The 25,304-nt window shown below is 36.0% G+C and carries 25 protein-coding genes and 1 pseudogene; 2 read left to right on the top strand and 24 right to left on the bottom strand.

What is annotated here, in order from left to right; genetic code table 11:
• Positions 1-22 precede the first annotated feature (22 nt).
• On the top strand, positions 23-199 hold the full coding sequence (locus DES48_RS16530; protein WP_425451848.1) for a transposase: 177 nt from the start codon (positions 23-25) through the stop codon (positions 197-199).
• Between the two features lie 211 nt (positions 200-410).
• Here DES48_RS16530 and mtaB read toward each other — a convergent pair whose 3' ends face one another.
• From mtaB to gpr, 12 genes are all read right to left on the bottom strand, one after another.
• Entirely contained in the window at positions 411-1,769 is a 1,359-nt protein-coding gene (gene mtaB, locus DES48_RS00370; protein ID WP_113865956.1) for a tRNA (N(6)-L-threonylcarbamoyladenosine(37)-C(2))-methylthiotransferase MtaB, read from the bottom strand.
• A 5-nt stretch (positions 1,770-1,774) separates the two neighbouring features.
• On the bottom strand, positions 1,775-2,521 hold the full coding sequence (locus DES48_RS00365; RefSeq protein ID WP_113865954.1) for a 16S rRNA (uracil(1498)-N(3))-methyltransferase: 747 nt from the start codon (positions 2,519-2,521) through the stop codon (positions 1,775-1,777).
• A gap of 26 nt (positions 2,522-2,547) precedes the next feature.
• Positions 2,548-3,483: a 50S ribosomal protein L11 methyltransferase gene (prmA, locus tag DES48_RS00360; protein ID WP_113865952.1), complete on the bottom strand. Its 936-nt coding sequence runs from the start codon at positions 3,481-3,483 to the stop codon at positions 2,548-2,550.
• A 64-nt stretch (positions 3,484-3,547) separates the two neighbouring features.
• On the bottom strand, positions 3,548-4,468 hold the full coding sequence (locus DES48_RS00355) for a DnaJ C-terminal domain-containing protein (protein ID WP_113865950.1): 921 nt from the start codon (positions 4,466-4,468) through the stop codon (positions 3,548-3,550).
• Between the two features lie 199 nt (positions 4,469-4,667).
• Positions 4,668-6,500 carry a molecular chaperone DnaK gene (dnaK, locus tag DES48_RS00350; RefSeq protein WP_113865948.1) on the bottom strand — a complete coding sequence of 611 codons (1,833 nt, stop codon included), beginning with the start codon at positions 6,498-6,500 and terminating at the stop codon, positions 4,668-4,670.
• 30 nt (positions 6,501-6,530) lie between these two features.
• A complete protein-coding gene (grpE, locus tag DES48_RS00345) occupies positions 6,531-7,094 on the bottom strand; it encodes a nucleotide exchange factor GrpE (protein WP_113865946.1) in 564 nt (187 codons plus the stop codon).
• 165 nt (positions 7,095-7,259) lie between these two features.
• On the bottom strand, positions 7,260-8,282 hold the full coding sequence (gene hrcA, locus DES48_RS00340) for a heat-inducible transcriptional repressor HrcA (RefSeq protein ID WP_079708450.1): 1,023 nt from the start codon (positions 8,280-8,282) through the stop codon (positions 7,260-7,262).
• Positions 8,283-8,433: 151 nt separating this feature from the next.
• On the bottom strand, positions 8,434-9,585 hold the full coding sequence (hemW, locus tag DES48_RS00335; RefSeq protein WP_113865944.1) for a radical SAM family heme chaperone HemW: 1,152 nt from the start codon (positions 9,583-9,585) through the stop codon (positions 8,434-8,436).
• A gap of 129 nt (positions 9,586-9,714) precedes the next feature.
• Positions 9,715-11,529 carry a translation elongation factor 4 gene (lepA, locus tag DES48_RS00330; RefSeq protein WP_113865942.1) on the bottom strand — a complete coding sequence of 605 codons (1,815 nt, stop codon included), beginning with the start codon at positions 11,527-11,529 and terminating at the stop codon, positions 9,715-9,717.
• A gap of 182 nt (positions 11,530-11,711) precedes the next feature.
• On the bottom strand, positions 11,712-12,023 hold the full coding sequence (locus tag DES48_RS00325; RefSeq protein ID WP_113865940.1) for a LapA family protein: 312 nt from the start codon (positions 12,021-12,023) through the stop codon (positions 11,712-11,714).
• Between the two features lie 22 nt (positions 12,024-12,045).
• The gene (spoIIP, locus tag DES48_RS00320) at positions 12,046-13,242 is read right to left on the bottom strand and encodes a stage II sporulation protein P (RefSeq protein ID WP_113865938.1); all 1,197 of its coding nucleotides are present in this window, start codon (positions 13,240-13,242) and stop codon (positions 12,046-12,048) included.
• 103 nt (positions 13,243-13,345) lie between these two features.
• A complete protein-coding gene (gpr, locus tag DES48_RS00315) occupies positions 13,346-14,449 on the bottom strand; it encodes a GPR endopeptidase (protein ID WP_113865936.1) in 1,104 nt (367 codons plus the stop codon).
• A gap of 161 nt (positions 14,450-14,610) precedes the next feature.
• Between gpr and rpsT the strand changes: the two genes are divergently transcribed.
• Complete coding sequence (gene rpsT, locus DES48_RS00310) at positions 14,611-14,877, top strand: 30S ribosomal protein S20 (protein WP_079708444.1); 267 nt, start codon at positions 14,611-14,613, stop codon at positions 14,875-14,877.
• Between the two features lie 64 nt (positions 14,878-14,941).
• Here rpsT and holA read toward each other — a convergent pair whose 3' ends face one another.
• The 12 genes and pseudogenes from holA to DES48_RS00250 all read right to left on the bottom strand — a co-directional run bounded on the left by holA (position 14,942) and on the right by DES48_RS00250 (position 25,291).
• Entirely contained in the window at positions 14,942-15,973 is a 1,032-nt protein-coding gene (holA, locus tag DES48_RS00305; protein WP_113865934.1) for a DNA polymerase III subunit delta, read from the bottom strand.
• A gap of 326 nt (positions 15,974-16,299) precedes the next feature.
• A complete protein-coding gene (locus tag DES48_RS00300; protein ID WP_113865932.1) occupies positions 16,300-18,576 on the bottom strand; it encodes a DNA internalization-related competence protein ComEC/Rec2 in 2,277 nt (758 codons plus the stop codon).
• Positions 18,577-18,620: 44 nt separating this feature from the next.
• Positions 18,621-19,064 (bottom strand): annotated as a pseudogene (locus tag DES48_RS00295) (ComE operon protein 2); the annotation flags it as partial.
• 60 nt (positions 19,065-19,124) lie between these two features.
• Positions 19,125-19,730 (bottom strand): helix-hairpin-helix domain-containing protein, encoded by a 606-nt coding sequence (locus tag DES48_RS00290; protein ID WP_113865927.1) that lies wholly within the window; start codon positions 19,728-19,730, stop codon positions 19,125-19,127.
• A 554-nt stretch (positions 19,731-20,284) separates the two neighbouring features.
• The gene (locus DES48_RS00285) at positions 20,285-21,034 is read right to left on the bottom strand and encodes a class I SAM-dependent DNA methyltransferase (protein WP_113865925.1); all 750 of its coding nucleotides are present in this window, start codon (positions 21,032-21,034) and stop codon (positions 20,285-20,287) included.
• Positions 21,035-21,043: 9 nt separating this feature from the next.
• The gene (gene rsfS / locus DES48_RS00280; RefSeq protein WP_113865923.1) at positions 21,044-21,400 is read right to left on the bottom strand and encodes a ribosome silencing factor; all 357 of its coding nucleotides are present in this window, start codon (positions 21,398-21,400) and stop codon (positions 21,044-21,046) included.
• Entirely contained in the window at positions 21,397-21,972 is a 576-nt protein-coding gene (gene yqeK / locus DES48_RS00275; protein ID WP_113865921.1) for a bis(5'-nucleosyl)-tetraphosphatase (symmetrical) YqeK, read from the bottom strand. The genes rsfS and yqeK overlap by 4 nt, the downstream gene beginning before the upstream one ends.
• Entirely contained in the window at positions 21,950-22,528 is a 579-nt protein-coding gene (locus tag DES48_RS00270; RefSeq protein ID WP_113865919.1) for a nicotinate-nucleotide adenylyltransferase, read from the bottom strand. Before DES48_RS00270 ends, yqeK begins: the two co-directional genes overlap by 23 nt.
• A 10-nt stretch (positions 22,529-22,538) precedes the next feature.
• The gene (yhbY, locus tag DES48_RS00265; RefSeq protein ID WP_079708435.1) at positions 22,539-22,829 is read right to left on the bottom strand and encodes a ribosome assembly RNA-binding protein YhbY; all 291 of its coding nucleotides are present in this window, start codon (positions 22,827-22,829) and stop codon (positions 22,539-22,541) included.
• Positions 22,830-22,832: 3 nt separating this feature from the next.
• Positions 22,833-23,669, bottom strand: coding sequence for a shikimate dehydrogenase (gene aroE, locus DES48_RS00260; protein ID WP_113865917.1), 837 nt, complete (start codon positions 23,667-23,669; stop codon positions 22,833-22,835).
• 15 nt (positions 23,670-23,684) lie between these two features.
• Complete coding sequence (yqeH, locus tag DES48_RS00255; RefSeq protein WP_113865915.1) at positions 23,685-24,788, bottom strand: ribosome biogenesis GTPase YqeH; 1,104 nt, start codon at positions 24,786-24,788, stop codon at positions 23,685-23,687.
• Entirely contained in the window at positions 24,776-25,291 is a 516-nt protein-coding gene (locus DES48_RS00250; protein WP_113865913.1) for a YqeG family HAD IIIA-type phosphatase, read from the bottom strand. The genes yqeH and DES48_RS00250 overlap by 13 nt, the downstream gene beginning before the upstream one ends.
• Positions 25,292-25,304: the final 13 nt, after the last annotated feature.

Here is a 25,304-nt window from a genome sequence, read left to right as displayed (position 1 = left end):
CCATCTTATATGAAATGTCGTTATCCTATCCATATCTTTAAAAGATAGAAAAAAAGTGAGTTTCCCTATTGATATGAACGCTGGCTACGTCACTATCATCAAAGCGCTATTTCCGGACGCGGGAGTTATTATTGCTCGCTTTTATCTTGTCCAGCTCATTTCCAGAGCGATAAACAAAACACGCCCTAAAGCTGTTTAGCTACTTTAGGACGCGAACAAAAAATAATTCAGTTGACTATTCTGACTCACCAACGTGATTTGACGTACAACCAAAATGATACAGTATCGAGGTATATCTCTGTTAGCTAGCGTTAGAAACTAGTTTGTCGAGGTAACCATATGCTGTATCGTTTATCATAGAAGATTTGTCTAAGGTTTTTAGCGGGTATATAACATACACTACTTAAATTTTAAGCACGAGCAGCCATTTTTTGATTTCTAGCCGGATTTTCTAACACTCGAACAAATTCCCCTTCATTTAGTGGGTAACCTGCTTGTTTAATTTTAACCCGTACAATTTCACCAATCATATCCGGGGTCCCAGTAAAGGTGACCTTTAAATAATTATCTGTATAACCAATTAATAGATTTTCTTCAGTTGATACTTCATCAACTTCTTCTGGTATAACTTCGAGAACTTCTCCTTCATAATTGGATGCATATTCTCTTGCCAGTTGATTAGAGAGTTCAATTAATTGATGGACACGCTCATTTTTTAAATCGTCGTCTATTTGATTATCCATTCTTGAAGCGGGTGTTCCTGTACGTTTGGAAAATGGAAATACGTGCAATTCGGAATAACCAATTTCTTGAATAAAACGGTATGTTTCTTGAAATTCTTTATCTGTTTCTCCTGGAAAACCTACAATTACATCAGAAGTGATTGCTAATCCAGGTAGTGCTTGTTTGATGCGATCTACTTTTTGTTTATAATAACTAGTTGAATACTTACGACGCATTCTTTCTAAAACTGAATCAGAGCCAGATTGTAGAGGTATATGTAAATGGCGTACGATCTTTTCGGATTCATCTAATACTTGAATTACTTCATCGGTAATTTGACTTGCTTCTATCGAAGAAATACGTATTCGTTTTAATCCTTCTACTTTTGTTTCCAAGTCTCGTAAAAGAGAGGCAAAATTGTAATTTTTCATATCTTCGCCATAGCCAGCAGTATGAATACCGGTAAGAACAATTTCTTTATAACCTGCGTTCACAAGCTGTTGCGCTTGTTGTAATACTTGTTTAGGCTGTCTTGACCGAAGTAATCCCCGAGACCAAGGAATAATACAGAATGTACAAAAATTGTTACAGCCTTCTTGTATTTTCAATGAAGCTCTTGTTCGATCAGTAAAAGTAGGTACATCCATTTCTTCAAAAACACGGTTTTTCATAATATTAGAGACGCCATTAATTGGTAATCTGCATTCTTGGTGTTCTTCGATATAGCCAATCATTTTTTGTCGCTCTTGAGTGCCCACCACAATGTCGACTCCTGGAATTTCCAAAATTTCTCCTGGAGAGGTTTGGGCATAACAACCTGTAACACAAACAACCGCCTCGGGGTTCTTACGGATTGCACGACGAATAACTTGTCGACTTTTTTTATCACCTGTATTCGTTACGGTACATGTGTTAATCACATAGACATCGGCTTGGTGGTCAAAGTCTACACGCTCATAACCTTCTTTTTCGAAAATTTGCCATATTCCCTCTGTTTCATAATGATTCACCTTACAACCTAATGTGTGAAATGCCACTGTAGACATACCAATCACTCCGTTTCTTCAAGATGATAGGACAAACTTGCCAACGCATATAATCCAGCAGTTTCTGTTCTAAGAATTCTAGGACCTAATCGTATACATTGAAATTCATGTTGTTTTAATAAATCTATCTCTTTTTCGGAGAAGCCACCTTCAGGACCAATACAAATTAATACACGTTCTCCAGGTTGAATCTGTTTAAATACTTCCTGTAATCTCTTGCTTGTCATCGATCGAGTTGTTTCTTCATATGCAACAAATTTATGATCAAATGTGACTTGAGAAAGCTCAGCAAAGTTGGATAATACTGTGATTGTTGGTAATAACGAGCGGTGAGACTGTTCTGCTGCTTCTTTAACAATTTTATTATAACGCTGAAGTTTTTTATCTACCTTTTTTTGATCCCATTTTACGATTGACCGTTCACCCTCAAAAAGTAAGAAAGATGCAGCTCCTAATTCCGTACCTTTTTGCATAATCAAATCGAGCTTATCACCTTTGGGAAAAGCCTGTGCAATGGTAATATTAGCTGGCATCTCTACATTTGTTTCACTCCAATGTAGAATTTGAGCGATCACTGTATCATCTTGGATGGCTGTAATTTTACAAAAAGCAACCTTTCCATCCGGACGGTTACAATAAAATTCGTCATCAATGTTCATGCGCATCACTCTTACAATGTGATGAACATCATCCCCTGTTATCGTTACTTCTTCTTGAGTCCATCGATCTAGTGGAACAAAATAATGTTGCATTACTTTACCTGCTTTCTTCTATTTCCTTACTTTTTAGCGATGATACAAATCCAATCTTCCATTTGATTGACTTCAACAATGGTAAAACCAGCGTCAACGAGTGCTTGTTTTACTTGTCCTTTTTTCGCCTGAATAATTCCCGACGTGATAAAGATACCACCAGGTTTAAGTAAACGATACGCATCTTTTTCAAAACGCATAATAATTTCTGCTAAAATATTTGCTACAATAATATCCGGCTCGTGGTCGACATTATTCAACAAATTATTCTGTTTCACTTGAATCTGATCATCGACTTTGTTGACCTTCGTATTAATTTTGCTAACTTTTACTGCTGTGTCATCTAAATCATACGCATAAACTCGCTCAGCCCCAAGCAAGGCAGCAGCGATACTAAGTACACCAGACCCTGTACCGACATCAATCGCTGTTTGCCCTTTTTGGATATACTGTTCTAATGCTTGGATACTTAACACCGTCGTAGGATGTGTTCCGGTACCAAAAGCCATACCTGGATCTAATTCAATGATAAGTTCATCACTTGAAACTGGGGTATAGTCTTCCCAAGTAGGTGTAATAGTTATTTTTTCAGAAATTTTAACAGGTTTATAGTATTTTTTCCAAGCAGTGGCCCATTCTTCTTCATTTACTTCGCTCACGGTAATATGATTTAATCCCAGATCAATATCATATAGCAATAAATTATTAATTGCTTGCTTAATTTGATCAACTGTCTCTCCTAAAAAACTATTGACTGGTAAATAAGCTTTTAACAAAACGCCTTCTTCCGGAAAATCTTCAGGATTCAACTCATACATTTCGCCTAAATCAGTGGAACGGTCTTTGTCTAACTCCTCTGAGTCCTCAATTACAACACCACTTGCACCTGCTTCATGCAAGATATTTGAAATCGGTTCAATTGCTTCATTAGTGGTGTGGATACATAATTCAGACCATTTCAAGAAAATCAACTCATTTCTTTGGTTTTATTTAATACAAGGCTAATGCCAAACCAATTATTATGAATTACTCCCCTTTAAACGCGCGTTTTACACGTTGAAAAAAAGAGTTCTCATGTTCATCTAATGGTTCATTCTTGCTGATTTCGTTAAACTCCCGCAGTAGCTCTTTTTGTCTACTATTGAGATTAGTTGGTGTTACTACATGGATTTTCACTAGTTGATCACCGTGGCCATAACCACGAACATTTGGAGCACCTTTACCTTTTAAGCGGAATGTTTTACCATTTTGTGTACCAGCAGGGATTTTAAGTTTTACTTTTCCATGAACCGTAGGAACTTCAATTTCATCACCTAAAGAAGCTTGTGTAAACGTAACTGGCATTTCACAGAAAATATGATCTCCTTCACGTTGATAGAATTCATGTGTTCTAACTTGAACAACAACATATAAATCACCAGCAGGTCCACCGTTCGCACCAGCTTCACCCTGACCAGCAACTCTAATTTGTTGCCCGTGGTCTATACCCGCAGGAATATTTACATGAATTTTTCTTGTTCCACTTGACCCCTCTTTAGGTATTTGAATATCCGTTTCTTTTCCAAAGATCGCTTCTTCAAAATTTAAAATCATTCTGTATTGAAGATCAGCACCTTTTCTTGGTGCATTCGGATCTCGACGACGACCCCCACCAAAGAACATATCAAATATATCTTCAAATCCGCCAAAATCTTGGGCGCCACCGAATCCACCAAAGCCTTGACTTTGTGGGCCGTTATGTCCAAATTGATCATACTGCGCACGTTTTTGGTCATCACTTAATACTTCATAAGCTTCCTTTGCCTCTTTAAATTTATCTGCAGCACCATCTTCTTTGTTCACATCTGGATGATACTTTCTAGCTAGTTTTCGATATGCTTTCTTTACTTCATCTTTTGATGCATCTTTAGAGACACCTAGTACCTCATAATAGTCTCTTTTACTCACTGCGACATCACTCTCCCGACTCTTGTTAACATAGATTTTATCATAACATTGAATTACTGTAATGAGCAAATACTGTATTCTTGTTGTGTCTTAAAAGCTATTTTCCATATATTCTGCTTCGTGATATACAAAGGAAAAGCCAAAGCCAAGTGAAACCTGACTTTGACTTTTTCAACTAGTTTAATCTTACGAATAAAACTTATTGTTTGTCTTTATCTTCATCATCATTAACTTCTTGATAATCAGCATCTACAGCTTCATCCTCAGAGCCAGCTTCCCCTTGCTCTGATTGCGCTTGTTGTTGTGCTTGTTCATACAATTTAACAGAAAGTGCTTGCACTTGTTCTTGTAAAGCATCTTTTTTCGTTCTGATTGCTTCTAAATCTTCACCCTCAAGTGCTTGTTTCAATTCCTCTTTTGCAGTTTCTGCTTTTTGTTTCTCATCATCTGATACTTGTTCGCCAAGATCTTTGATTGTTTTATCTGTTTGGAAGACAAGTTGATCCGCTTCATTACGAAGTTCTACTTCTTCACGACGTTGTTTGTCTGCTTCTGCATTTTCTTCCGCATCTTTTACCATTTGTTCTACTTCATCATCAGAAAGGCCAGATGAAGATTTAATGGTAATAGATTGCTCTTTGTTTGTTCCTAGATCTTTTGCACGAACATTAACAATACCATTCGCATCAATATCAAATGATACTTCAATTTGAGGCACACCACGTTGTGCAGGTGGAATATCTGTTAATTGAAAACGTCCAAGTGTTTTATTGTCTTGAGCCATTTCACGTTCCCCTTGAAGTACGTGGATATCAACAGCTGTTTGGTTGTCTGCAGCAGTTGAGAATACTTGAGAATGACTTGTTGGAATTGTTGTGTTACGTTCAATTAGTTTTGTCGTTACCCCGCCCATTGTTTCAATACCTAATGATAATGGTGTAACGTCTAGAAGTACAACGTCTTTCACATCACCTTGAAGTACGCCACCTTGAATTGCTGCACCAAGTGCTACGACTTCATCAGGGTTTACTCCTTTAGATGGGTCTTGACCGATTTCTTTTTTGATTGCTTCTTGTACCGCAGGGATACGCGTTGAACCACCTACAAGTAGAACTTTGCTAATTTCACTTGCTTTCATACCAGCATCTTTTAACGCCTGACGAGTAGGTCCCATCGTGCGTTCAACTAGGTTAGAAGATAGTTCATCAAATTTAGCACGTGTTACATTCATTTCTAAGTGTAATGGACCGGCTTCACCTGCTGTGATAAATGGCAAGGAAACTTGTGTTTGAGCAACACCAGAAAGATCTTTTTTCGCTTTTTCAGCTGCATCTTTCAAACGTTGAAGCGCCATTTTATCTTGAGATAAATCAATGCCATTTTCTTTTTTGAATTCAGCAACCATATGATCAATAAGTACTTGGTCAAAGTCATCTCCACCAAGACGATTGTCTCCAGCTGTTGCTACTACTTCAAATGTACCGTCACCGATATCAAGGATAGATACGTCAAATGTACCGCCACCAAGGTCATAAACTAATACTGTTTGATCTTGATCTCCTTTATCAATACCGTATGCTAATGCTGCTGCAGTTGGTTCGTTAATGATACGTTCTACTTCAAGACCTGCGATTTTACCAGCATCTTTTGTTGCTTGACGCTCAGCATCATTGAAATAAGCAGGTACAGTAACAACAGCTTTATCTACTGTTTCACCTAAATAATCTTCTGCATAAGACTTGATATGTTGCAAGATAATTGCTGAAATTTCTTGAGGTGTATATTGTTTACCTTCAATTTCAACTTTATAATCTGTACCCATATGTCTTTTAATAGACTGAATTGTATTTTGATTTGTGATTGCTTGTCGTTTAGCAACCTCTCCTACTTGTCGTTCGCCATTTTTGAAAGAAACAACAGATGGCGTTGTACGGCTTCCTTCTGGGTTAGGAATTACTTTTGCTTCCCCACCTTCCATTACTGCCACACAAGAATTTGTTGTACCTAAATCAATACCAATTATTTTTCCCATGACTAAATTCCTCCTTCTTACAATATGTAATTACTGATTCACTTTAACCATTGCTGGTCGAATAACTTTATCTTTTAATTTATATCCTTTTTGTAGTTCTTCTACTACAATATTGGAGTCGTAATTGTCATCTTCCACTTGCATTACTGCTTGATGCAAATGCGGATCGAATGCTACACCTGTTGTTTCTATTTCTTCTACGCCTTCTTTTTGTAATACGTCCGTTAATTGACGATATACCATATTTATTCCTTCAACAAACTGTTTGGCACTATCATCTTCAACTTTTGTCTGAAGTGCACGTTCAAAATTATCAACAATTGGCAGCAATTCAGTGATAAGCGACTGTGACCTATATTTACGATCAGCTTCTTTTTCTTTTTGTGTTCTTTTTCGAAAATTATCATATTCTGCTTGGAGTCGCAGGTATTTTTGATAAATTTCATCTTTTTCTTGCTCAAGTTTTTCCAACGCACCGTCTTTTTCAGTTGTGGTTGTTTCAGCTTGACTTGCAGGATCATCAATAATTTCTTGTTCTGTATTTTCTACTTCTTCTACCGTGTCCTGTTCGTTTTTTTCTTTATTCTCTTCCATGACGGTCACCTCCTCCAATTTCATAAATAAGATAAATCAAACATTTTAGAATATAACATGAAAATTAGTTGAAATAAAGCAATTTAAAATAAAGATGTTGTTTTTCAGAAAACACTTCTCCAAAATTTTATTAAATACGTTGTAAGTGTTCCCTAGAATACGCATTTAAAACCATGAATCAAACGTATGTGACATTCGTTTTGATAATACATGCAATAGTGAGATCACGCGTGAATATTCCATTCTAGTCGGACCTAATAATGCAATAGTGCCTAACTGTTCTTCACCAAGAGAATAAGTAGCAGTAATTAAACTACAGTCCTGCATTTCATCCATTACATTTTCTTGACCAATCGAAACGTGAATGCCATTGCTATAGGACCTTAACATATTAGCTATTGCATTTTCTTGCTCCATTACAGAATATAACGAATGTATTTTATTAACATCTTTAAACTCTGGTTGCAACAATATATTAGTAATTCCACCAACATAAAGTTGAACAGGTTGTTCGTCAAACAGCGCTGCTTTTAGATACTGGTAAGCTCCATCAAAATCATTCACATATTTTTGCATTAACATCGTTATTTCCTTTTGCAACCGTTCATGCAGCTGAATAATTGGTACGTTTCTCAATTGCTGATTTAGAATATTAACTAATTTCTCTAAATCACTTGGTTTAATTTCTTCTGGTATAGAAAATGAACGGTGTTCCACATGTCCTGTATTGGTTACAAGAATAGCTACGGCCATATATGAGGATAGCTGAATGATTTCGATTTGCTTCAATGTAGTCTCGTAAACCTTAGGTCCTAATATAATGGATGTATAATTGGTTAAATCAGAAAGTACCTTAGCAGATTTCTGCACAACTTGCTCAAATTCAACCATGTTATTTTCAAACGTATTTGAAATAAGATGCAACTCAGCTTGCGAAAGATGAGAAGGAGATAGCAAATGATCTACATAAAATCGATATCCCTTTTCAGAAGGCACTCTTCCAGATGAGGAATGAGTCTTTTCGATATAACCCAAATCCTCTAAGTCTGCCATCTCATTTCGAATTGTCGCAGGACTGAACGTTACCTCATCCTTTTTGGAAATAGCACGCGACCCAATTGGTTGTGCTGTTTGGATGAATTCATCAATAATCACTTGTAATAAAAATAATTGTCTTTCTGTCAACATCGATGATCACCTCTGTTAGCACTCTTGTTGTTTGAGTGCTAAATCTATTATTAAATTATCAAAAGCCATTCAAATTGTCAATGCAAGTGCACCGTTTCTTTATAAAAGCATAAAAGCGCTAATGCATATATCTCCATTAGCGCTTTTATACTTATGTTAATGACGGTTCTTGTTCTAGTAAAAATGCCGCAAAAACTTCATTACCAAATAATTGTCCTTGTTTTGTTAATCGAATACCATACTGATCTTGTTCAATCCATTTTTTCTGTCTTAATTGCGCTAACTCTTGTTGATAGATGGACGTTAGTGACACATTAAATTTTTCTTCAAATGTATTAAATTTAACACCAGACCGTTTACGTAAACCAAGGAAAAGTTCTTCTTCAATTTGTTCTTTTCGCCCGATTGGTTCAGTATGCAATACGGGTCTCCCGGTTTCTGATGCTTGTTTTACATATGCCGGAAAAGGTCTAAGATTAATAATGCGTTGATTTGGAAGATACCCATGGGCACCAGCACCAAATCCATAATAATAGTCATTGTCCCAATAGGTTAAATTATGCTTACTTTCGAATCCTAGTTTTGCAAAATTACTTATTTCGTACTGCAGTTTACCTTTTTGTTCCATCTTTTCAATTAATAATTCATACATTGCCGCTTCTACTTCCTCAGGCGGCTTATGTAATTTACCTTTATTGTAACGTTGATAAAAGATCGTTTTGGGCTCTATCTGTAATGAATATGAAGAATAGTGTGGTAAATCAAACGATAAAGCTTCGTTGATTGTTTGCTCAAACCCTGCTAGTGTCTGATTTGGCAAACCATACATAAGGTCAATGCTAATGTTAGAAATACCATTTTTTTTCAGATCATTCACATTTCGATAAACGTCTTTAATGCGATGGAGCCGGCCTAGATGTTCTAGTAAATCATCGTCAAAGACTTGTGCCCCCATTGAAATACGATTCACACCAAAACTATTCAGTAGTTTAATTTTATCTTCACTAATATCACCAGGATTAGCTTCAAATGTGAATTCTTCTACTTGGCTAATATCAAAGTAAAAATCAATGATAGATAGTAACTTTTTTAATTGTCGCATGTTTAATGAAGTTGGGGTTCCCCCACCAACAAATATGGTTCGCATCGGTTGCTGTGGCTCTATAATATAGGTGGCGATTTCTTTTTCTAAAGCTATTAAATAATCGTCAGCCATTTTTTCATCATAAAAGAACTTTGTAAAATCACAGTAATGGCATATTTTTTCACAGAAAGGGATGTGAATATATACAGCAGATGTCATCTAGCTCACCTTTCCTTTCAATTTATTTACCTCTTTGATATATTGTAAATAAGAGATTCCATTTCGTACACTATTTTGATTTGATTAATAATAGAACCCTTGCCATCTAATTAGCAAGGGTTTTGTTGTTTATTCATCGTCCATCCGCAATACCGCCATAAAGGCTTCTTGAGGTACTTCAACAGATCCAACCATTTTCATCCGTTTTTTCCCTTCTTTTTGCTTCTCTAATAGCTTCCGCTTACGTGATATATCCCCACCGTAACATTTGGAGAGTACGTTTTTACGCATCGCTTTAATAGTAGAACGCGCAACAATTTTGTTTCCTATTGCAGCCTGAACAGGTACTTCAAACTGTTGTCTCGGAATTAGATCTTTTAATTTTTCAACAATTTGTTTCCCTCTATCATAAGCAAAATCACGGTGTACAATAAACGATAATGCGTCAATGGTATCTCCATTTAACCAAATATCCATTTTCACTAAATTAGATGAGCGATACCCAATCATTTCATAGTCAAATGATGCATACCCTTTTGTTTGTGATTTCAAAGTATCAAAGAACTCAAATACGATCTCTGATAAAGGAATTTCATAAATAATATTGACACGGCTATCATCTAAATATTGCATATCTAGAAAATTACCACGTTTCTTTTGACACAATTCCATAACCGATCCTACATAATCGTTTGGCACCATAATCATTGCTTTCACAAATGGTTCACTAACTTCTTGAATCGACTGATTGTCCGGCATAAAGGATGGATTGTCAATAGAGACGTCTGTGCCATCTGTTTTTGTTACTTGATAAATTACGCTTGGTGCTGTTGTAATCAAGTCGATCTTGAATTCGCGTTCAATTCGCTCTTGGATAATTTCCATATGTAGCATCCCTAAAAATCCACAACGGAATCCAAATCCTAATGCTTGAGATGTTTCCGCCTCATACTGAAGGGATGAATCATTCAATTCAAGTCGTTCCAAAGCTTCTCTCAAGTCATTATAATTGTTAGAATCTACCGGGTACAAGCCACAGAACACCATTGGGTTTAATCTACGATAACCAGGTAATGGTTCAGATGCTGGATTATTGGCTAACGTAATGGTATCTCCCACTCTAGAATCCCCTACATTTTTAATTGAAGCTGTTAAGTAACCCACTTCTCCAACAGTAAGTTCTTTTAAAGGATGTGGTTTTGGAGTGAAAACACCCACTTCATTCACTTCAAAGGTTTTTCCAGTAGCCATCATCTTAATTTGATCGCCTACTTTAACAGAACCCTCTTTAATACAAACGTATGCCACGACACCGCGGTAAGAATCGTATAAGGAATCAAAAATTAACCCTTTTAATGGTTCCTCTGGTTCACCTTGTGGAGGTGGAATTACCTCGACAATTCGATCTAATATCTCCTCAATACCAATACCATCTTTTGCACTTGCAAGGATCGCCTCATCACCATCAATTCCAATAACATCGGTGATTTCTTGTTTGACACGTTCCGGATCCGCACCAGGTAAATCAATTTTATTAATTACAGGTATTATTTCTAAATCGTTATCTAAGGCAAGATACACATTAGCTAATGTTTGGGCTTCGATCCCTTGTGCTGCATCGACAACTAAGATAGCACCTTCACATGCTGCTAAACTACGAGATACCTCATATGTAAAATCCACGTGTCCTGGGGTGTCAATTAAGTGAAACAAATATTCTTCATTATCTTTATGTTGGTATTTTAATTGGACTGCATTTAATTTAATTGTTATTCCGCGTTCACGTTCTAAATCCATTGCATCTAAAAACTGTTCTTTCATTTCTCTTTGAGTTAATGCTTTTGTTCTCTCTAAAATTCGATCCGCAAGCGTCGATTTGCCGTGATCTATGTGGGCAATAATCGAAAAATTACGAACTCGTTTTTGGTCTCGTTTGTTTGACACTTCATTCACTCCTATTTTTCGAGCACATACTAAGTAAGATTATAGCAGTGAAACGGCGATGATTCAATTATTTTCGAGCTATTCCTTTTGATACAATGATTACACTAGAATATAATCGTGTGATTTCCTACTATCGACTTGGTTACGATTTCTTTCCATATTTACTTCATTCCCCAAACGTTTTATATAAATAATTCAGAGAACTGATACGTTGCTTGTAATAGTCGGTCGTAAAACCATACCGACGTATTCTCGACAACTTTTGCTGCCTTTTCTGTCACCGGTATAGATTGGTTCTTATTGTTACGTGGTTGAGCAACAGCCTTATTTTCTGTGTTTTCTTGCACTAAAGAAGCCGGATTAGCTGGTTGTACTGTATTTACCATTGTTTGTTTAATTGGCTCTTGCACCACACTTTGATTATTGTTCCCACCAATTAGCAGACCACTTAAAAAAACAACAACAATTAATAATAAATAAATGATACTTTTCATAATCAATAAGCTCCTTTCAATTTTAACTATCCTCCTGAACGGCTTCTGCATCCCAATAATACTTACTAAACACTTCAGCAAGTACATCTGCCGAGCGATAAAGTTCGGTTAACGTGTTATCAACCCCACCCACCTCTATCAAAATAGCATTGTCTGATAAATTTTGGTTGTATACACCATTCCTTCCAGCACCACCTTGTTGGGATACCCCTCGACTTAAACCAGGATATTTTTCTTCTATCTGGTCATGTAGTTTGGTAGCTAAAGCAACATTTTTTTCGTTATTGCTGTAATCAGAACCAATCACAAAAAACAGACTAGCATAATCTTTCCCATCAATAGTTGAGGTAGTGTCTTCTCTACGTCTACTATCTCGGTGTAAGTCAAAGACATAATTAATTTTAGAATTCCCTGCCAACGCTTCTTCTACAATTGGTTTAGATGCATCATAAGACTGCCAATATTCCCAACCTTTCTGATTCAGAACTGTGGTGAAATCCGTATGATCAACTTGGGTGCCAATTCCTTTTTTCTCTAAACTTTCTGCTAGATGATCACTCACTTTTGTGATATTTACTTCTTTATGGAAAGCTAAATTTGGATCCTTAACACCATCTAAATGTGGCAAAAAAGACTCTCGGTTGTGTGTATTGTATATAAAAACCACTTTATTCTCACCAGTAGTATGTTCCGATTCAGGCTCTTTTTGTTTTTCACCCTCTTCCTCGGGCTCTTTATCTGTTTCCTCTTCATCCACCGTTGCATCACGTTCTTCCAAAACTACATCTAATGGAGGAGAAGATTCAATTGGTAATGCAGTATAATCGGTCCCTTCACCTGCGACAATAATTTTTTGATCATAGGCATAAAAGCTTGGTATTTCTCGACCAAGTAAACTTCGAACATCATTCGGACGAATATTTGTGGTTAACTCAATTAATAAATCCGTCATGCTTAAGTCTTGTATGTCATCTGAATAGTTCATTTTCGTATATTGTTTATTCTCCATCCCTAACAAGTGAATAAACACAGAACTATCAACTTGACTTGTCCAATGGGTAATAACTGAGGACGATATACGATAAGCTGGTTTTACAGTAGTGATAAAACCGATACTAATAAATAATAAACTTAATATAATGATCCAAATCGTTCCGCGTTGCAATGAATGTAGTAGGCTAACAATGATTTTCTTACCTATTTGTCGAAGATTGTTCATGTGTTCCTCTCCCACTTTTCTATCAGCTTTAATAGATCATATGATAGAACTTGGGTGAGTAGAACATTCTTTTATTCCAAATGATTCACCTCATCTATAAAAACTATCTTGTATAATAGCCAGTATTCTCTATACTAACTGTTTCGTGAAGGGCGGCATTGATACCGGATGCTAGGACGTGTGCCATATCTTTCATATATCCATCGACTTCTTTTGGGGTTACCATTAGATTGTGTCCTAAAGGGGTAAGCACTTCCGAAATTAACATTCTCTTTTCTTCTTCATTTAATTGACCAATCATCCCAAACACTGCTTCTCTTTTCTCCATGTCTGGCATATCCTCATCTGTTAAAGTACGCTTTCCAAAAGTCATACTTGCTGGATTTAAGCTCTTAGCCGGTCGGTCTTTTTCATTCCATTCTTTTCCGAAATGTTTAAACACATAGTCGATGGTATCGCTTGTAATCGTTACAGCATCTACGACTGTCGGAACACCGATAGCAATCACAGGTATCCCTAAAGTATCTTTACTTAACTCTTTTCTTTTATTACCTACACCTGAACCTGGATGAATTCCTGTATTTGAAATTTGGATTGTAGCATTGACCCGGTCAATTGCTCTAGATGCTAACGCGTCAATTGCAATCACAAAATCTGGCGTTTCTTTATCAATAATTCCTTGAATAACATCACTTGTTTCTATTCCAGTTGTCCCCATTACCCCAGGTGTGATCGCGGAAACAGGACGATATCCTTCAGCGACTGTTTCAGGGTGAAGTTTAAATAAATGACTAGTAATAAGTGCTTTGTTTACAGTCATCGGACCTAGTGCATCTGGTGTCACACTCCAATTACCAAGACCAACAATTAAACAACGAGCACCTTGACTTAGTTGTTCTCTTGCGATTAAATCTCGCAATTCTTCTGAAAAAATATTAGCTGCTTCATTTTGTTGACTGCTATCTTGTGATTTGACACTTTCCGTGTGAATGGTAATATATTCTCCTGGTTTTTTACCGATCTTCTCTGCCCCTACCTGGTCAATTGTTACATAAGAAACAATTACGTTACCTTTTTGAGTTTCTTCTATGTTAATACCAGTTAACTGTTTTTCTTTGGACTCTTGCTCTTCGACAAACATATCTTTTGCCTCTATCGCTAAGTCCGTGCGAATAGAGCCTAAGTTTTTTTCATTATTTTCCATCATCATCACCTTCTTTTTAGTTATATCCTTACCAAATGCGTTAGAAAAGATACCTTTTAACAAGGTATCAAACATATTTATATTGAAAACTAGCGGTTCCTTTGGTACAATGACTCTTGTTCCATAATTGTTTTGTGAATTGAGTTGAATGTGGAGGTGAAATAATGGCTAATATTAAATCTGCAATTAAACGTGTTCGTGTGAACAACGATCAGCGTGCACATAACGCACCTATCAAGACTGATATGCGTTCACACATTAAACGTGTTGAAAAATTAGTAGCGGACCACAATGTGGATGATGCGAAAAAAGCTTTACAACAAGCAATTAAACGAATTGATAAAGCGGTACAAAAAGGCATCGTCCATAAAAATAATGGTGATCGTCAAAAATCACGCCTTACTAAAAAAGTAAATCAACTTAGCGCTTAATTTATTTTTATATGACCAACAAAAAAAAGCTTGTAGAAATAGTCTACAAGCTTTTTTAGCTGCTTTATGATGCCGTTGGTCGGATAATCTGATACAACAATAATTCAAATGCTAGTCGCTTGTCCATTCGCCCTTGCTTCACTTGTGCATCTGTTATGGCGCATTGATTTAATATACCCTCTAGCTGCTCTCTAGAAAAATAATTTTCTCTTGTCATCGCCATCTTAATAACATAGGGGTGGACTTTTAATTGTTGTGCCATTTGCTTTTGCGAATAACCAGTTTTTTTTAATGTTTTGACATGATTAATCGTTCTAAATTGTGAAGCTAATAAGGCAACTAAGGCTATTTCATCTTCATTCATTCGTGCTAAATCTTGGTATATGCGCAATGCTTTTGCTAAGTTTTTAGCAATAACAGCATCAACTAATTTTAATCCTGACGTATTCGCGCTTTGATGTGCTAACAGCATTTCTGCTGTGTCCACTGTAACTGTACCACCTTCACCAACATAAATCGCTAATTTTTCTAGTTCCTTTTCCATTAACATTAGATTGCTTCCTACTTCTTGAAGAATCACATCATATGCTGCTTTCTCAATTCCAATATGTAATTGTTTCGCTAAATGATCCATCCATTTATCCATATCCCAGTCTCTTACAGGATCACATTCGATTACAGTTGCGTTCTTTTTCAAGGCCTTAGTCAATTTTTTTCTTTCATCAAGTTTTTCATATGGCGCGATCAGCACAAGTACGGAATAATCAACTGGATTCATAGCATACTGTAACAAATTGTCTAGTTGATGAGTGACGCCAGACTTGTCAGGCTTGGCCGTTAAAAAAACAGGATTACTAGCAACGACGATTTTTGTTTCACCAAAAAACGGATATGTTTCTACGTCCATTATCGCCTCTTGAATAGCTGTTTCTTCCAAATCATATCGAATAACATTTTCTTCTTCTGTATCGGAAGTAGCTTTTTTTCTGATTGTATTTACTACATTTTCAGCTAAGTATGTTTCTGGTCCAATCAATAAATAAATTGGTGCTAAAGCTTGTTGCTTGATTTCTTTCATGGCTTTAAAATAATCCATAAACTCACATCCCAATCTAACGTTTTCATTATCTATCCTAATCGGAATGGCGTAAGAATACAAGGATCATTTGTAAAAAAAGAGATGGAGGAAGTAATGACTATACTCCCTCCGCAATCTATATGAACGTAAAACCAACAAGCCTAGGAAATGTTGATTTAACGATGTTTTCATTTATAGATTGACCAAAAAAGCGATAAGTAGGACTGTTAAGTCTTGCTAACATAGGGAATGTGCAGTGATATCGACAATAGGAATTATTTATCTATTTTCAAAAGCGCACCATGACGTCATTTTTTATCCTATTCTCGCTCCAATACAATATATTATGGTAAAAATGTAGAAAATGTTCCTTGTTCGCCATTATCTTTGTACGTATAGGTTATCGCTCCTTGTTGATCGGTTCGGAGCGTTAAAATATCTAACTGCTTCAAACGATCAAGTACATCTTTTGCTGGATGACCATATCGATTCTTTTCACCAACAGAAATAAGAGCTAAATCAGGATGAAGAGCTTGAAGAAAAGCACTTGTTGATGAATCACTACTTCCATGATGTGCTAGTTTTAGAACATCAGCGGTTAGCTGAGGATAAGTGACCATTAATTCATTTTCGATTTCTTTACTAATATCTCCAGTAAATAACCATGTCAGTTCTCCGATTTCTGCAAATAAAACAAGAGAATTATCGTTTCGTTCTTGAAGTCGAGTAACTGGGTGTAACACTTGAAAGGCTTGATTGTTATATTCAATGATATCTCCCTTTTTTACAGTAGCTATGCTTGTATTGTTGCTAGCTGTTTCTTGTAGACGTGTTAAATCAAAATAATCACTAATTACCAAATGCTTCACATCAAAACCTTCTAAAAGATAAGGTAAGCTTCCAATATGATCATGATCAGCATGTGATAAAATTACCATATCAATTTTATTTATTCCTTTGCGATATAAAAATGGTTTTATCACTTGTTTATAAATTTGATCAGATGGCGTTTCAAAATTATGCGCCATTTCCCCTGCCACATCTATCATAAATACGCCTTTACGATACGGAAGTTCAATAACAATTGTATCCCCTTGACCGATATCTAACATCGTTACAGTTCCATATGGATTCGTATAGGGTTTAACCTCCAACCAAAACAACCAACTTAGGAGAGCAAGGATTAAAAAAACAGCTTGTTTCTTCTTCCCGTATTCTATCACTACACATAAAGCAAAAAATAGAAGATAATACAACAAAAGATAAAACACTGAAAAATCCCCTGTTACGATTGGATAGAACATCTGATCATCTATCCAATCGAGCAATGTAAGGACAAAAGAATGCACCTTAAGAAATCCTTGATCTAACGTAACTGCGAATACAGGGAAGAGGAGTAGTAGTGATAATATGATAAGCAATAATGGTATGACGAGAAGAGTAAAATACGGGACAATAAGTATATTTACAATAAGCGCAAGCGGATTGAAAAAGTAAAAGTGTATTAATTGCAGGGGTAATAAACTAAACATGCTGATGAAACTAACCCTTACAAGCACTTGTAACTTAGTTGAACGATTCAACCATTGTTTTGAAAGAATTAATGATAATGTAACCAGGAAGGAGAATTGGAACCCTAATTGAAATATCCATTGTTTGTTAAAAAGAATACATAGTAGAAAAATGATACTTAATATATCCAGTATACGCATTTTTCTCTGTTGTTGTATCATTAACATACCAAATGTTGTCATGAAACAAGCACGCCAAACAGATGGTGCCCCACCACTGAGTAATGGATAAATAATTAATACACCCATAATGATAATTATGCTTTTTTCTTTTGTTGCTACCCCTGTTTTGACAAATATGAAAAAAAGAAACCCTGCAATCAAACCAACATGAAGGCCCGATATAGCTAATAAATGTGAAAGATTCCATCGTTGAAATTGGGATACTATGGCTGAATCTAACGCATGATCATTACCGAATAGTAGTGCTTTTAACCAAGCAGAAGTAAAAGGGCTAATTCGTTCCGTTACTTTCTCCATTACCGTTGCTCGCATTCTATAAAATAAATGTAAAAAATTAGATCCGCTGCATCGTAAAGCCTTTGTATCAGTGATATTCATCTGTTTTGTAATATTTTTATGTAATAAATACACTTGATAATCAAATTCTCCAGGGTTTTTACTCTTTGAAGGTAGCTCGGGCGTTCCGGTTAGTTGACAAGTAGCACCGGTTTTCCAAGAGGTTGGTAGTGCTGTGGGGTCATCGATGAAGTAGGTAACTTGTAGACGTTCCTTCTGTTGGTTCGCTTTGTGTTGAAAGATAAATGAATAATATGTTTTTTGTTTGTTAATTTCAGAAACAATGGTACCAGTTAGTTGTTGCTCTTCTTCAGTTTTTAATGGTGTATTTGTCTCTAAGGGAAAGTAATACCCGGAGACAAATACACTAATCATGAGGATCATCGTCAATTGACGAATGGTAATTCGGTCTTTTCTATACAGCAAGTACAACCAAATCATTAGTAAACCGAACAAAAAATAAGCTTCATATGTGATGGAAACAATGGCAATAATCGCTGATAAACCTATTAGACGCCAATAGCCATTCATTGATATGACCAACTTTCTATTTATTTGATGTTTTTTGCAGGTAATAAATCAATGGATGTTTGTTCTAACTCTACTTTCTCAACCCGTACACCTGCATTTTCGAGTAATTCTACAGCATAGGGGTGATTTTTATAATCAGTCGCGTAAAAGACCGTTTGTATACCAGCTTGAATAAGCGATTTAGAACATTGCAGGCAAGGAAAATGTGTAACATATATCTCTGCTCCACTTGTGGGTACACCAAATTTTGCACATTGCAATAATGCATTAATTTCTGCGTGTACCGTACGAACACAATGTCCTTCAATTACATAACATCCTTCATCAATACAATGTGTGCTGCCGGATACACTGCCATTATATCCGCCTGCAATAATTCGTTTATCACGAACAATGGTCGCACCTACCATTAATCGTTCACATGTGCTTCTTAACGCTAATAGATGGCTTTGCGACATGAAATATTGATTCCAAGAAATTCGTTCCAACTCTATTTCTCCTTCGCTATTTTTCTACAGTTTATGAGAAACCTTTTTGTTCGTCAATAGTTATGGTACTTGAATATAAGGTTCTAGTTTTTCAACGGTTTTTGACCCAATTCCAGTAATGGACTGTAAATCCTCAAGACGTTGAAAAGGGCCGTTTTCCTGTTTATATTGGTGAATAGCTTCTGCTTTCACCGCTCCAATACCAGGTAATGTTTGCAATTCTTCAATTGTTGCTTGATTGATCCGTAGTGGTGAAGTAGTTTCTCCTTCAGGTTCAGCGGTATTATTATTGGAGGAGGAACCAATTTCAGGGACAATAATAACCATTTCATCTGTTACTTTTTGAGCTAAGTTCACTGCACTTGTGTCAGCCTCATCAGTAAAACCACCCGCTAAAGCTATCACTTCTTTTACCCGTTCTTCTCCACTAATCTCGTATATGTCAGGGTGTTTCACTTCACCTTTAACATCGACGAATTGTTGATTAGACATTGAACTTTCCTGTTTAGCAGCAATAGATGTGTCAATTTCTTGCGTATCGTTTAGCTTAACAAAATTGTTTGCTTCTTGTTTAGGGTGTTGTTGAAACCAGGTCCAACCACTAAATAAGATAACACCAAAGATAATTGTGCAAATAAGCCAATTTTTACTTATAAAATCTTTCATCACATCACACCTGTCATTTGGTATTTTATAATTGAATGTTAAAAGATGTAAGTAGCTTCTAAAGGATTACAGATACTTGCTTAAAGAAGGGTAGAAATGAATAATGGAAGGGATAAAACATTCTAGTACTTGATATTTCGACAAAACAAGAGGATTTCCTTCAAAAAATAGGGGGAGTTTTATTTTTGAAGAGAATAACGATTTAAAAACAGACTGAAAGAGTAACTGAGCAGGAGAAATCCGAACGTTAAAGTCTGCCTTTCACGTAATGCATCGAAAAAACACTTCGATTTCCGTGGGCACGACCTCGGGCTCACAAGACGTGGGTCAGTTAGACGTTGTCACAGGATGTGACGAGTTTAGTCTAACTTCTAGTCACTTCACACAGTGGGTCTTCAGCTTGCGCTTAACCCACAGGAGTCTATGTATTTCACCTACGTTTCGGTTAGAATATTTGGATTCAACTTCTTCTGAATAGTTATCTCCCAGCCTACCTCTAAAAAATCATTAAATCTAGATAATATAAATTTTGATCAAGGGGAAAAATTACTATATTATTTTTTACAGATAACAAAAACTCTTTCTGCTGCATCTGCTTGTTTAGGCGTGATAAACGTCGTATCAAAATCAGCACAAATACCAACGATGGAAAAACCCGTGTGTTGTAACCATTGTATATACATATCTGTCGGAAACGTACGTTGGTGATGGTGCTCATCAAATCGATCATATTGTTGTTGATCTTGTACAAAAAAAGTTAAATCATGATACATTTCCCCATCTATTTCGCCAGCATCACAGAACCAAACATAACCCATATCATCATACATTTCAGCAAATGTATTACCGACTAAATCCTGTTCAACATGACGAAGCGAATGAAAATCAAATAAGAATAAGCCACCTTCTCGAATTGTCTGATAAACATTGGTAAATACTTGATTGACTTGTTCTTCTGTTGTTACATAATTAATCACGTCACAATAACTTACCGCTACATCATAGTTAGCTGGCACTTCCAACGCCGTTATATCTTGTTCCACCCATTGTAATGAAAGATGGTGCGCCATTGCTTTTTGATGTGCAATACTTAACATGTCTGAAGCTATATCTACACCAGTCACTTGATAGTGATTCTGAGCCAATTGTACAGCTATTTCCCCTGTTCCACAGCCCAAATCAATTATTGAGCGAGCAGAAGAAAGATGCGTTGCTATTATCGTTTGCGTAAAAGCAACCCACTGTTGATATGGTGCTGATTCCATAAACTGGTCATAAACAAATGCCATTTTATTGTATACCATACAAGTTTGTTACCCTTCTTTTGATAGTTCTAACGATACTAAAGGCGCATCGCCCCATAAACGTTCCAAATTATAATAATTTCGTTCATCTTTGTGAAAAACATGGCAAACAACATCTCCAAGATCCACTAGTATCCATCTAGCTTGATCGAATCCTTCCAGACGTTTCACCTCAATCTCTTGTTCTTCTGCTTGATCTTTAATTGCTCTTGCAATCGCTTGTACCTGTCTTTCATTTGATCCATCACAAATTAGAAAATAGTCTGCAATTAACGATACTTCCCCCATATCTAAAGTGATGATGTCATTTGCTCGCTTGTCATCGCAAGCTTGAGCAACTAATTGAACCATTTGTTTACTATTCATTCAGATAATTCCTCCAATTGTTTATTAAAATAATTATATGCGTGCACCGTATCAGGATAAACCAACTGTTGTTTGCTTACTAGATATGCAATTGTGTTTTGTAAAGCCATAAAACAAGCGTAATCAAGATTAATCCAGGCTTGTTCACGAACTTCTTCGATACCAGGAAAACTGCGTCCTGGTTCGATATAATCAGCTAAAAACACAATTTTTTCTATTTTGCTCATATGCACTTTTCCCGTTGTATGCCAATGAATAGCACTTAAAATAGCTTCATTGGTAATTCCCACCTCTCGTTGAACCAAAAGGGCCCCCACAGGACCATGCCATAACTCTGCGTGGTAGTCTAACAAATCTTTTGGTAAGTCTGATTCAACGATAACACGTTGCATTTCCTCTTTATCTCTATATTTTGCATAGTCATGAAAAATAGCTGCCATTTCCACACTTTTTTCATTTTCTTGGTATTGCTTCGCTAATGCGATAGCCGTATCTGTTACTCTGATTGTATGATCATAACGTTTTTGATTTAACTGTTTTTTTACAATGTCAAGAGCTTCTTGTCTCTCCATATAAATGATGCTCCTTTATTACACGTTTTACTGCATCTGGCACATAATACGCAATCGTCCGCTCTTGTTTAATGCGCTGGCGAATCATCGTTGACGATACATCAATTTCTGGCGTATCGATTGTTATAATCGGATAATCCGATTTCAAATCAAATTCAGGACGTTTCACTCCGACAAACTGAACCATATTTACTAATTTATCAATTTGATCCCATTTTGGAAGATACTCCACCATATCTGCACCAATAATAAAATAAAACGTTATATCGGGATGTTTTGCAGTTAATGCATCTATTGTATCAATAGTATATGATTTCCCTTCGCGATCAATTTCAAATCTTTCTAAAAAAAAATGATCATTTTCTGCTATTGCTGCTTCCACCATAGCAACACGATGATTCGATTCTATCATGGCTTTATCTTTATGCGGCGGTTCGTTGGAAGGAATAAACCATATTTCATCTAATTGTAATTGATCATAAACTTCTTCGGCTATGACTAAATGACCAATATGTGGCGGATCAAACGTACCGCCTAATAAACCCACTTTTTTCATTTTATGCTCCTTACGGTAATTCGATTGTTTTGTTTTCTGTTGATTCTTTATATAGGATAATATTATTTCCAATGATTTGCACTAATTCCGCTTCAGTACCTTGGACTAATTGCTCTGCTACTTCATTTTTATCTTCCATACAATTTTGCAGGATACTTATTTTAATAAGCTCTCGCTTGTCTAAAGCATCCGTTATTTGATTAATCATATTTTCATTGACACCGACTTTACCTACTTGAAAAATCGAACGTAATGGGTTTGCTTTTGCGCGTAAATAACGTTTTTGTTTACCTGTTAACATAATTTATCCATCCTTTTTAATTTGTTGCTCAAAATCTTCTAATAGAGGGGAGACATTTACTTCCCTGTTTGTCCAATTCTGAAATGCTAATTTTGCTTGATAGAGGAGCATCATATGCCCTTGGTGAATGTATGCTCCTCGTTTTTGTGCTTCAGCTAAAAATGTTGTGATTAATGGCTGATAGACAATATCGCTCACCACCGTGTCTTTGGTTAGCTGGTCTAAAGCGAGTACTTTTTTATCCTCATTCATTCCTACACTTGTTGTTTGGACGATTAGATCGTATTGTCCTAATTGTTTTTCCGCTTCCTCAAATGATAAACATGTCGTCTTGGTAACCTTGCTTTTATTTAACAATTTCAATTCCATCGCTTTATTCATTGTTCGATTGGCAATATCAACCGTTTGAAACTTATGCTGACACAACGTATAAAAAATCCCTCTTGCTGCCCCACCAGCCCCAATAACTAACACCCGCTTTTGATTATCAGAAAATAGAAAGGAATAAGCATCCATTAGAGCTTCTAAATAACCCAATCCATCAGTATTATAACCGATCCAACGACCGTTTTCATTAACAACCGTATTTACCGCTCCAATTTGTTCAGCATTTGCATCTAATCCATCTAAATGAGCTATAATCTTCTGTTTAAAAGGAACCGTTATATTAAAACCTGTTAGTTTTTTTTGCTTTAATTGTGCAACAGTTGCTATAAACTGATTTTCTTCTGTTTCGAAAAGATGATAATCCCCTTGTTGTTTTACTTGTTGCAAAAATTGTTTATGAATCCAAGGTGATAATGAATGTTTAATTGGATTACCAACTAACCCTAACTTCATACAATTTCCCCTTTTTTAAATAATTGCATTTCGTTTTGAAGTAGCTACAGTTTGTGGTGTATGCATTTCAACAGTAACAGCTTGTCCTGACAACGTAATCCAACCTAAACCAGGTATCACAATGTCCGTTTTATCACCATCAATTTTAAATGTATTCGTCGTGAAATTTGGTAATAAATGAAGCGAATCTTTGTTTGGAGGAGCTAACATGTCTCCTTGATGTGTTTCATACAAAGCATCTGCATTTTCAAGTTTCGTGCGGTGAATAGATAATTGATTGGCAAAATAACAAACAAATGGCTGTTTTTCCCCTTTAATGATATCCATTCTCGCAAGTCCACCAAAAAATAGCGTTTGTCCTTCTTGCAATTGATAAATGATCGGTTTAATCTCTTTCGTCGGCGTAATCGCTTTTAGATCTTTATCCGACATATAGTGGGCCATTTGACCACGATTAATTACACCAGGAGTATCGTATAATGATGAATGCTTATCTAATGGAATTTCAATAAACCCTAATGTTGTTCCAGGAAAATAAGATGTCGTAATCACTTCTTTCGTTCCAGTAGAATCATTAATTAAACGATTAATAAAGGTGGACTTACCCACATTGGTACTCCCAACTACATAAACATCTTGTGTTTTTCGATAATATTCCATCGCTTCTTTAACCTCATCGATTCCTTTTCCTTTAACAGCAGAAATTAAAAAAACATCTTGCACTACTAGACCTAGATCAGCCGCAGATTTTTTTATCCATTGTTTTAATCGATTTAGGTTTGTTGATTTTGGTAACAAGTCTACTTTGTTTCCTACTAATATAATTGGATTTTTTCCTGTTAATCGATGTAAGCTACTAATAAAACTACCGTTAAAATCAAAAATGTCGATGAGTTTAACAATTAGACCTTGTGTCTGGTTAATTTGGCTTATCATATCTAAAAAGTCTTGATCATCATATGGAACATCTTGTACTTCGTTATAATGTTTTAATCGAAAACATCGTTGGCAGATTACTGTATCATTTTTCAGTGCAGAAGCAGGTAAATAACCTGCTTCTTTTGGGTCACTCGTTTGAATTGGTACTCCACAACCCTGGCAATAGATTACTCTTTCCATGTGATCATTCCTTTCTTGCGCATCCAGCTTAAAATTCTTCGTTCCATTCTACGATTTAATTTTGTCCATACACCATCTGATTGTACGATCGGCACGACAAGAATGGTATAAAAACCAGCATTATTTCCACCTAATACATCTGTCATCAATTGATCTCCAATGACAACTACTTCGTCTTTCCTCAATTGCATATCTGTTACTGCTTTTTTAAATGCCTTCGATAGAGGTTTCCTTGCTTTATAAACAAACGGAGTCTTTAAAGGTTCTGAAAATAACCGCACCCTTTTCTTGTTATTGTTTGAAATAATCGTTACTTTTATGTCATTACTTTCCATCAAACGAAACCATTCTATAATTTCAGGTGTAGCTTCTGGTACATCCCAAGCTACAAGCGTATTATCTAAATCAGTAATTATTCCTTTGATTCCTTTTTGTTTCAAACTATCAGGAGTTATCTCAAAAATATTTTGCACATGTTGATTTGGTAAAAATCTTTTTAACACTACATTTGCCACC

It is taken from the genome of Paraliobacillus ryukyuensis, assembly GCF_003315295.1.
GTDB lineage: Bacteria > Bacillota > Bacilli > Bacillales > Amphibacillaceae > Paraliobacillus > Paraliobacillus ryukyuensis.
This window is presented reverse-complemented; position numbering and strand designations above follow the sequence as displayed.